The sequence below is a fragment of the Mesorhizobium sp. M7A.F.Ca.CA.004.04.2.1 genome (assembly GCF_004022825.1).
Taxonomy (GTDB): Bacteria; Pseudomonadota; Alphaproteobacteria; order Rhizobiales; family Rhizobiaceae; genus Mesorhizobium.
Genome location: NZ_RZPH01000185.1, coordinates 1 through 7779 on the forward strand (window position 1 = coordinate 1; position 7779 = coordinate 7779).

At 63.8% G+C, this 7779-nt stretch carries 8 protein-coding genes; 1 reads left to right on the forward strand and 7 read right to left on the reverse strand.

All coding sequences use genetic code 11. From position 1 onward, the window contains the following. Positions 1–239: 239 nt before the first annotated feature. From ggt to EN893_RS11175, 5 genes are all read right to left on the reverse strand, one after another. Positions 240–1826, reverse strand: coding sequence for a gamma-glutamyltransferase (gene ggt / locus EN893_RS11155; protein WP_127268035.1), 1587 nt, complete (start codon positions 1824–1826; stop codon positions 240–242). A 47-nt stretch (positions 1827–1873) separates the two neighbouring features. Next, entirely contained in the window at positions 1874–2674 is an 801-nt protein-coding gene (locus EN893_RS11160; RefSeq protein WP_127268036.1) for an ABC transporter permease, read from the reverse strand. Continuing rightward, entirely contained in the window at positions 2671–3597 is a 927-nt protein-coding gene (locus tag EN893_RS11165) for an ABC transporter permease (protein WP_127268037.1), read from the reverse strand. The genes EN893_RS11160 and EN893_RS11165 overlap by 4 nt, the downstream gene beginning before the upstream one ends. Then, positions 3597–4679: an ABC transporter ATP-binding protein gene (locus EN893_RS11170; protein ID WP_127268038.1), complete on the reverse strand. Its 1083-nt coding sequence runs from the start codon at positions 4677–4679 to the stop codon at positions 3597–3599. Before EN893_RS11170 ends, EN893_RS11165 begins: the two co-directional genes overlap by 1 nt. A gap of 79 nt (positions 4680–4758) precedes the next feature. Continuing rightward, positions 4759–5799, reverse strand: coding sequence for an ABC transporter substrate-binding protein (locus tag EN893_RS11175; RefSeq protein ID WP_127268039.1), 1041 nt, complete (start codon positions 5797–5799; stop codon positions 4759–4761). A gap of 238 nt (positions 5800–6037) precedes the next feature. Here EN893_RS11175 and EN893_RS11180 point away from each other — a divergent pair, with 238 nt between their 5' ends. Next, positions 6038–6739 (forward strand): GntR family transcriptional regulator, encoded by a 702-nt coding sequence (locus EN893_RS11180; RefSeq protein ID WP_127268040.1) that lies wholly within the window; start codon positions 6038–6040, stop codon positions 6737–6739. Between the two features lie 71 nt (positions 6740–6810). Here EN893_RS11180 and EN893_RS11185 read toward each other — a convergent pair whose 3' ends face one another. Both EN893_RS11185 and EN893_RS11190 read right to left on the reverse strand, forming a co-directional pair. Further along, entirely contained in the window at positions 6811–7377 is a 567-nt protein-coding gene (locus EN893_RS11185) for a cytochrome c (protein WP_127271413.1), read from the reverse strand. Next, a partial coding sequence (locus tag EN893_RS11190; protein ID WP_164900802.1) for a multicopper oxidase domain-containing protein occupies positions 7374–7779 on the reverse strand: 406 nt, incomplete at its 5' end. The genes EN893_RS11185 and EN893_RS11190, both read right to left, overlap by 4 nt.

A 7779-nucleotide genomic window follows, 5' to 3' on the forward strand; every position in this document is an offset into this window, starting at 1 on the left:
GCATGCAGCTGTTTTGCCGTATCGGCGATCAGGCTGCGCAATTCGCCATGGCTGAGCGTCGCCCTGTCGGGTGCCAGGATGGCGGGCGCATCGTCGGCGCCGGCGGCGAGACGGCGGGAGAGGTCTGCGTGGGTTTCGGTTTGGGTCATGATCACCGGCTGGATTTCGAACGACTATTGGTGGAAGCCCCGCTGACGGGCTTGCCTCGATATGGATACGCCATTGGACAACGGATCGCCTCAGTAGCCAAGCGCCAAACCATCCTTGCGCGGATCGGAAGCGCCGGTCAGCGTCCCCTTCTCCCAATCGATCAGCACCACCTGCCCGCCGCCAAGCGGATGATGCGGTTCGGCTATGCGGTGGCCGCGCCCGCGCAGGCCTTCGATTGCATCAGTGGGAACGCCACGCTCGGCCTCCACGGTGTCGTCATTGTAAAACACCCTCGGCGCATCCAGCGCCTGCTGCGGGTCCATGCCGAAGTCGATCATGTTGGTCAGCAGATGGACATGGCCGAACGGCTGATAGCCGCCGCCCATGACCCCGAACGGCATCACCACGCGGCCGTTCTTCGTCGCCATGCCCGGCATGATCGTGTGCATCGGCCGCTTGCCCGGTGCGATCGCGTTCGGATGCGCTGGATCGAGGCGAAAGCTGGAGCCGCGGTTCTGCAGCACGACACCGGACTTGGGGCCGACGACACCGCTGCCGAACGAATAATAGGTCGAGTTGATGAAGGAGACCGCGTTGCGATCGCGGTCGACGATGGAGATGTAGACCGTGTCGCTGCCGGGCAGGTCCACGCGCGGCAGATGCGTCATGGCGCGGTCGCGGTCGATCTCGGCGCGCAGCCGGTCGGCATAGGCGCCGGACAGCAGCTCTCTGACCGGCACCGGGACATGGTCCTGATCACCGACATAACGGTCGCGGTCGCGATAGGCCAGGCGCCCGGCCTCGATCTCCAGATGCAGGCGCTCGGCGCCATTGGGATCCAGCCCGCCAAGCTCGAAGCCCGACAGCAAATTGAGCATCAAAAGCGCCGTCAGCCCCTGATTGTTCGGCGGCATCTGGTGGATGTCATGGCCGCCATAGGAGGTGCTGACCGGCGCCACATAGTCGCCTCTGGTCGCAGCGAAATCCTCGGCCGTATGAAGTCCGCCCAATGCATTGAGCCGACTCACCATATCGTCGGCGACAGCGCCTTCGTAGAAACCGGACCGGCCATGTTTGGCGATGATGCGCAAGGTCTCCGCCAGTTCCGGCTGCCGGTGGACGTCGCCAGCCCTCGGCGCCTTGCCGCCGGGCAGGAAGATGCGCGTGGCGTGCTCGTCGGCCGACAGATCGGTTTCCGGTTCGGCCCAGTCGAAGGCGACGCGGTCGTGCACGACATAGCCGTTCTCGGCATAGTGGATGGCCGGCGCCAGCGCCTCGGCAAGGCCCTTGCGGCCATGGTCTTCGAGCAGGCGGCTCCAGGCATCGACGGCACCCGGCACGGTGACCGCATGCGGCCCCTGCAACGGGATGCGGTCGAAGCCTTTTTCGCGGTACCAGTCGACTGTCGCCCTGGCAGGCGCGCGGCCGGACCCGTTGAAGGCCAGCACATTGCCTTGTCCCCCGGGAGAATAGAGCACGAAGCAGTCGCCGCCGATGCCTGTCGATTGCGGCTCGACCACGCCCTGCACGGCGGCGGCGCAGACCGCGGCATCCATGGCATTGCCGCCGGAGCGCAGCATGTCGATGGCCGCAAGGGTTGCAAGCGGATGCGAGGTCGCGGCAACCGCCTCGGTGGCACGAACCGGCGAGCGGCCGGGAAACTGGAAATCACGCATTCTGTCTGGATATCCCATGGTCACTTCTGCGAATTCGTCTGGTGAAATCAATGCCGCCGGCCGAAAATCTGCGCAACCGACAACAGCACGACCGAGAGCACGATCAGGCAGGTCGAGATGGCGGCGATCGTCGGGTCGATCTGATCGCGTAGCGCATTGAACATGCGGCGCGTCAATGTCGTGGTCTCGCCGCCCGATATGAACAGCGAAACCACCACTTCGTCGAAGGAGGTGATGAAGGCAAACAGCGCGCCCGAGACGATCGAGAAGCGGATCTGTGGCATCGTCACCTGCCAGAAGGCGGCGACGCGGCCGGCGCCGAGGCTGCGCGCCACCCGCTCCTGGTTCATGTCGTAGGAGCGCAGCCCGGAAAGCACGGTCAGCACCACCAGCGGCAGCGCCTGCACCGTGTGCGCGATGACCAGGCCGGTCAGCGTGTTGTTGAGCCCGATGCGCGCATAGAGGAAGAAGGTGCCGATGCCGATCAGAATCACCGGGACGATCAGCGACGCCGTCAGCAGCGCGTTGATGGTGCCATTGAAGCGCAGCGTGCCCCGGTTGATGGCATAGGCGGCCGCGGTCCCGAGCGGTGTCGCCACCAGCACCGTCATGACAGCCACCTTGGCCGAGACGATCGTCGCGTCGCGCCATTCCAGCGACCCGAAATAGGTCTGGTACCAGCGCAGCGACCATTGCTGCGGCGGGAATTGCAGCAGCGTCGAGTCCGAAAACGACATGATGACGATGATGATCGACGGCGCGATCAGGAACAGAAGCACGAGGCCGCCGAGGCAATAGAGCCACAGCCGTTGCCGGTGCGAGATAGGCAGGCCAAAATCCTCGCTCATCGCGAACTCCACACACCTGTGGCGCGCGCGCCGAGCAGCCACTGGAACAGGCCGAGAAGCGCCAGCGTGACCACCAGCAGCACCACGCCGAGTGCTGCACCCGCGCCCCAGTTGGAATAGAGGCTGGTGGTCTGTTCCATGCGCATCGCCCACATGATGACCTTGCCGCCGCCCATCAGCGCAGGCGTGACGAAGAAGCCCAGGCAGAGCACGAAGACGATGACCACGCCCGAGGCGAGGCCGGGCAGCGACAGCGGAAAGAAGATCTGCCGGAAGGTGGCGGCCGGGCCGGCGCCGAGGTTCATGCCGGCGCGCAGGCAGTCGGTGTCGATTGTCTTCATCGAGGCGTAAAGCGGCAGCACCAGGAACGGCAGCAGGATATGCGTCATGCCGATGACGACGCCCGAAAAATTGTTGGCGAGCGATAGCGGCTGGCTGATGACACCGAGGTCGATCAGCCAGCTGTTGATCAGGCCCTTGCGCTGCAGGATCACCAGCCAGGCATAGGTGCGCACCAGGACCGATGTCCAGAACGGCAGGATGACGAAGATCAGGCAGATCGACGCCGCCCGGCGCGGCAGTTGCGACAGCATGTAGGCCAGGGGATAGCCAAGCAGCACGCAGGCGCCGGTGACGATGAAGGCGACCTTGAAGGTGGTGACAAAGGTCTTGATGTAGGAGGCCTGCTCGAAGAATCGCGCATAATTGGCGGCGCTGAAGCCGCCCGCTTCGTCGAACAACGACAGCCAGAACAGCCAGCCGATGGGCACGATGATGATGGCGAAGACCAGCAACAGGCTCGGCGACAGCAGCGCCAGCAGCCGTAGTGATTCACGCCGGGCGTCGGCGCGAAGTGCCTGCGTGTTGAGCTCCCGGCCTGCTGGGCTGCCGGTCTCCTGCATGAGGGCGGTCTGCGCGCTCATCAGTCTGCCGCCACCAGGATCGTGTCGTGCGCATCGAGACCGAAGCTGACCGGCTGGCCGGGAGCCGGCATTTTCGCCAGCACATCGCTGCGGCAATAGTCGCGCAAAGTCAGCTGCCGGCCGTCGCGCAGCACGGCATAGCAGACGAAGCTGTCGCCCTGATAGATGATGTCACTGAGCGTCGCGTTGAGCACGTTGACGCCGCTTGTCGGTTCGGCGGTTGCCAAGAGCCGCAGCTTTTCCGGCCGCACCACCATCAGGTACTGGCCTGCCGCCGGCGTCGCCGCCGCCGTATGGATTCTTCGGTCCTCGTACCAGACGGAGCCGTTGCGGCACTCGACCGGAATGAAATTCGATTCGCCGATGAAGCCTGCTACAAATTGCGTTTGCGGCCTGGCGTAGAGGCTTTCGGGCTTGTCGAGCTGTTCGATGCGTCCGCCGTTCATGACAGCAATGCGGTCCGACATGGTGATGGCTTCGCGCTGGTCGTGCGTGACATAGACGGTGGTCATGCCGAGCCGCCGATGCAGGGCGCGTAGCTCGATCTGCATGTGCTCGCGCAGGCCCTTGTCGAGCGCCGACAAGGGTTCGTCCATAAGCACGATGCGCGGCTCGAAGACGATGGCGCGCGCCAGCGCCACGCGCTGGCGTTGGCCGCCGGAGAGCTGGTCGACCCGGCGCTCGCCCAGTCCCTGCAATTTCACCAGATCGAGTGCCTTCTCGACACGCTCGGCCGTCTCGGCGGCGGCGACGCCGCGTTGCTTCAGCGGAAAGGCGATGTTGTGAAAGACGTTCATATGCGGAAACAGCGCGTAGTTCTGGAACACCATGCCGATGTTGCGCTTGTGCGGCGGCGTGGTGATGATCTCGTCGCCGCCGACCCTGATCGAGCCGGCATTGGCCCGCACGAAACCGGCCAGGATCATCAGCAGCGTCGTCTTGCCGGAACCGGAAGGCCCCAGCAGCGTCAGGAATTCACCAGCCTCGACATCGAGGTTGAGGTCGCGCAGCACAGGCACGCTGCCAAATCGTTTCTCGATCCCGCGCATGCCGATCGGCAACGCGGATGGCGCAATGGACAAGATTTTTCTCTCCCAGGGGCTGAGGCGGCGAAAGCAGGGCGAGGCGTCGCCCTGCCGTGGTTTGGATTGCGGCCGCAGCCTATTGCTGGATCAGATTGTTGAACTTTTCCGTCGCCTCGACCAGGTTGTCGCGCCAGAATTCTGCATCCTGCAACACCTGCTTCTTGACGTTTTCGGGCGCCGAATTGATGTCCTTGATCCTGTCCTGCGGGATCTTGCCAGTCTCGAAAGCCTTCTCGTTGACCGGGCCATTGTCGACATAGAGCGGCAGATTGGCCTGCAATTGCGGGCTGACGAACATCGCCAGCGCCTTCATGGCCGCCTCCTTGTTCTTGGCGCCCTTCGGGATGACCATGCAGTCGGCGGTCAGCACGCCCTGATCGAAGGAAAAGCTGATCGGCGCGCCTTCCTTTTTCAAGGTGCCGGCGCGGCCGTTCCAGATGCTCGCCATGTCGACTTCGCCGTCCTTAACCAGCTGCATGGCCTGGGCGCCGGAGGTCCACCAGGCGTCGACATTGCCGCGGATCTTGTCGACGGACTTCAACGCGCCGTCGATATCGACCGGATAGACCTTGTCGATCGGAATGCCCTCGGCCAGTGCGGCAACGCTCAGCGTTTCCGTCGCCTGGCTGCCGCTCAGCGCGCGCCGTCCCGGAAACTTTTCCACGTTCCAGAAATCGGCCCAGGTCTTCGGGCCTTTGTCGCCGAATACGTCGGTCCGGTAGATCAGCACGACCGAGGTGTAGGAAATGCCGACCCAGTCGTCGTGGACAAGCTTCGGGTTGATGCCGCTCTTGTCGATGATGCCGTAGTCGAGCTTTTCGAACAGCCCTTCCTTCGAGCCGCGCGCACATTCGTCGGCGCCAAGTTCGGTGATGTCCCACTTCACCGCATTGCCGGTCACCTGCAGCCGGACGTCGTCGAGGCCGTTGGTGGTGTCTTCCTTGATGGTGATGCCGAGCGCGTCGGCGGTCGGCTTGAAAAACGCCTTGGTCTGCGCCTCCTGGTAGGTGCCGCCCCATGAGGCGACGGTGATGGTGTCGCCCGCCATGGCGGGGGCTGCGAACGAAGCCATGAGGCCCGCCATCGCAACGATGCTAACGTTTCTGGTTCTGTTCATTTTTCGGCTCTCCAACCGGTGTTCCCATTGTTTTTGATTTGGCATGCTATTTTGTATACAATTTTGAGTGTAGCCTAGCGATCGATGTTGTCAACACCGCCGGCGCGCTCGAAATGTACGCTTCGTGCCGGACCAGGTTGGTGAGGGACGGCTTCACCGGAGGCGTGGCAAATTGCGCCGACTGCGGCTACAGCTATGCGTGTTCCGGCTGAAAGGCCGGAGAAGTGGGAAGGGAAGCTTGGCCAAGGAAACCAAAAATACGCTGCGCGACTCGGTCTACTCCGCGCTGAAGGCGATGATCGTGACCGGCCAGATCCCGCCGGGCTCCCGCGTCACCGAAAACGACATCGCGGCGAAGCTGACGGTCAGCCGAACCCCGGTGCGCGAGGCTTTCAATCGCCTCGAGCGTGACGGGCTGGTCACCGGCCGGCCGCGCCAGGGCTATGTCGTCACCGAGTTCGACATCAACATGTTCCGCGAGGCCTTCGAGATCCGCGAACTGCTCGACGGCCATGCGACGGAACTTGCGGCAACGGCCGCGACGGAACAGGACAAGGCGCGGCTGCGCGCCATGTTGGCCGAATGCGAACGGCTGGCAGCCATTCCGGAACGCACGAACCGGGAAAAATTCCAGGAACTGGAAGTCGGCATCGACCTGCACCGCGTCATCGCCGAAATCAGCGGCAACGTCATGCTGCACAACATGCTGTGCGGCATCCTCGACAAGTGCCAGCACTACGTCTGGACCGAACTCCTGTGGCTGGACGAATGGAAGATCGCCCGCGACGAGCACGCCGAGATCGTCGATGCCATCTGCGCCGGCGACGCTGCCCGAGCCGGCACGCTGGCACGCGCCCATGTGCGCGGCTCGCGAGACAATGTGCTGCGCCTGCTGCAGGCCAAGTCGGATTATCGGAATTTTCTGGCGAAGGCGTCTTGATACAGGTGGCCTTCCTGGCATTCCGCATCGCTGCACAAGAGGGCAACAAATGGCGGTGTGATCGCCGGTTCTCACTTCACCTTTTGCCGAAACTTGGAATGGCAGCTTGAGCAATCCTGGAGGATAAGGTGCAGAAGATGCTCCGCCGGCAATCCGGCCGGATCCGCCTCCGTTGTCTTCAGCCGCTTGCCGAGCAGACTGCCCCCGTCCATTGACGTCATCGCGCCCATGCGCATGTCCCCGGTGATCCGGGCAGGCGCGGTTTCGGCCTTGGCTGCCAATGCATCGGCGAGTTCGCCAATGTGACTGGCGAGCGCCTCGAACTCCGGCCGCGCCTGATCGATTTCCGCTTTGGCGCCCGACGGCGCGCCCAGCGTTCCCGCCGGGAATTCAGCCATCAGGGCGGGTCCGGTACGGGCGCTGAGCGCCTCCGCCGCCGCCTTGAAGCTGGCGGCGTCGTAGGCGCGCTTGCCGCCGAACATCTCGGCGATGGTTTTCGCTGCCGCCGCCATAGCCTTCATCGAGGCCTGGCGTGCGGCCACGATCTCATCACTGGAGGCGACCGCCTGCGGCGAGGAGAGGCTCAGCGAACCGGCCAGCGCCAGCACCACCGCTCCGAACGCGATGCCGAACTTCATGCCATGACATCGAGCACGCCCATCATGCCGAGCTGCTCGTGCTCGAGGATGTGGCAGTGATACATGCGCTGCCCCGGCCTATCCTGGCGCAGCAGGAGCCGCACCGTCTCGCCGCGGGCGACGTTCACCGTGTCCTTCCATGCGAGATAGGGCGGCTTGGACACCGCGCCGTCGCGCTCATGCTCGACGACCTGGAATTGAGTACCGTGGACGTGAAAGGGATGGTCCATGTCGGCCTCGTTGACTATCTCCCAGAGCTCGATCTCGCCGGCCCTGGCGACGAAGTCGACGCGTCCCATATCGAAGGCCTTGCCGTTGATCAGGAAACCCATCTCCATGCCGGTGGGTTTCATCGCCATGGTCTCCGTTAAAACGAGCCGCCGGCTGAGGACAGGGTCGGCG

Coding starts and splice junctions, on each gene's coding strand:
- EN893_RS11160 (WP_127268036.1), bottom strand. CDS start 2,674: ATGAGCGAGGATTTTGGCCTGCCTATCTCGCACCGGCAACGGCTGTGG.
- EN893_RS11175 (WP_127268039.1), bottom strand. CDS start 5,799: ATGAACAGAACCAGAAACGTTAGCATCGTTGCGATGGCGGGCCTCATG.
- EN893_RS11185 (WP_127271413.1), bottom strand. CDS start 7,377: ATGAAGTTCGGCATCGCGTTCGGAGCGGTGGTGCTGGCGCTGGCCGGT.
- ggt (WP_127268035.1), bottom strand. CDS start 1,826: ATGCGTGATTTCCAGTTTCCCGGCCGCTCGCCGGTTCGTGCCACCGAG.
- EN893_RS11165 (WP_127268037.1), bottom strand. CDS start 3,597: ATGAGCGCGCAGACCGCCCTCATGCAGGAGACCGGCAGCCCAGCAGGC.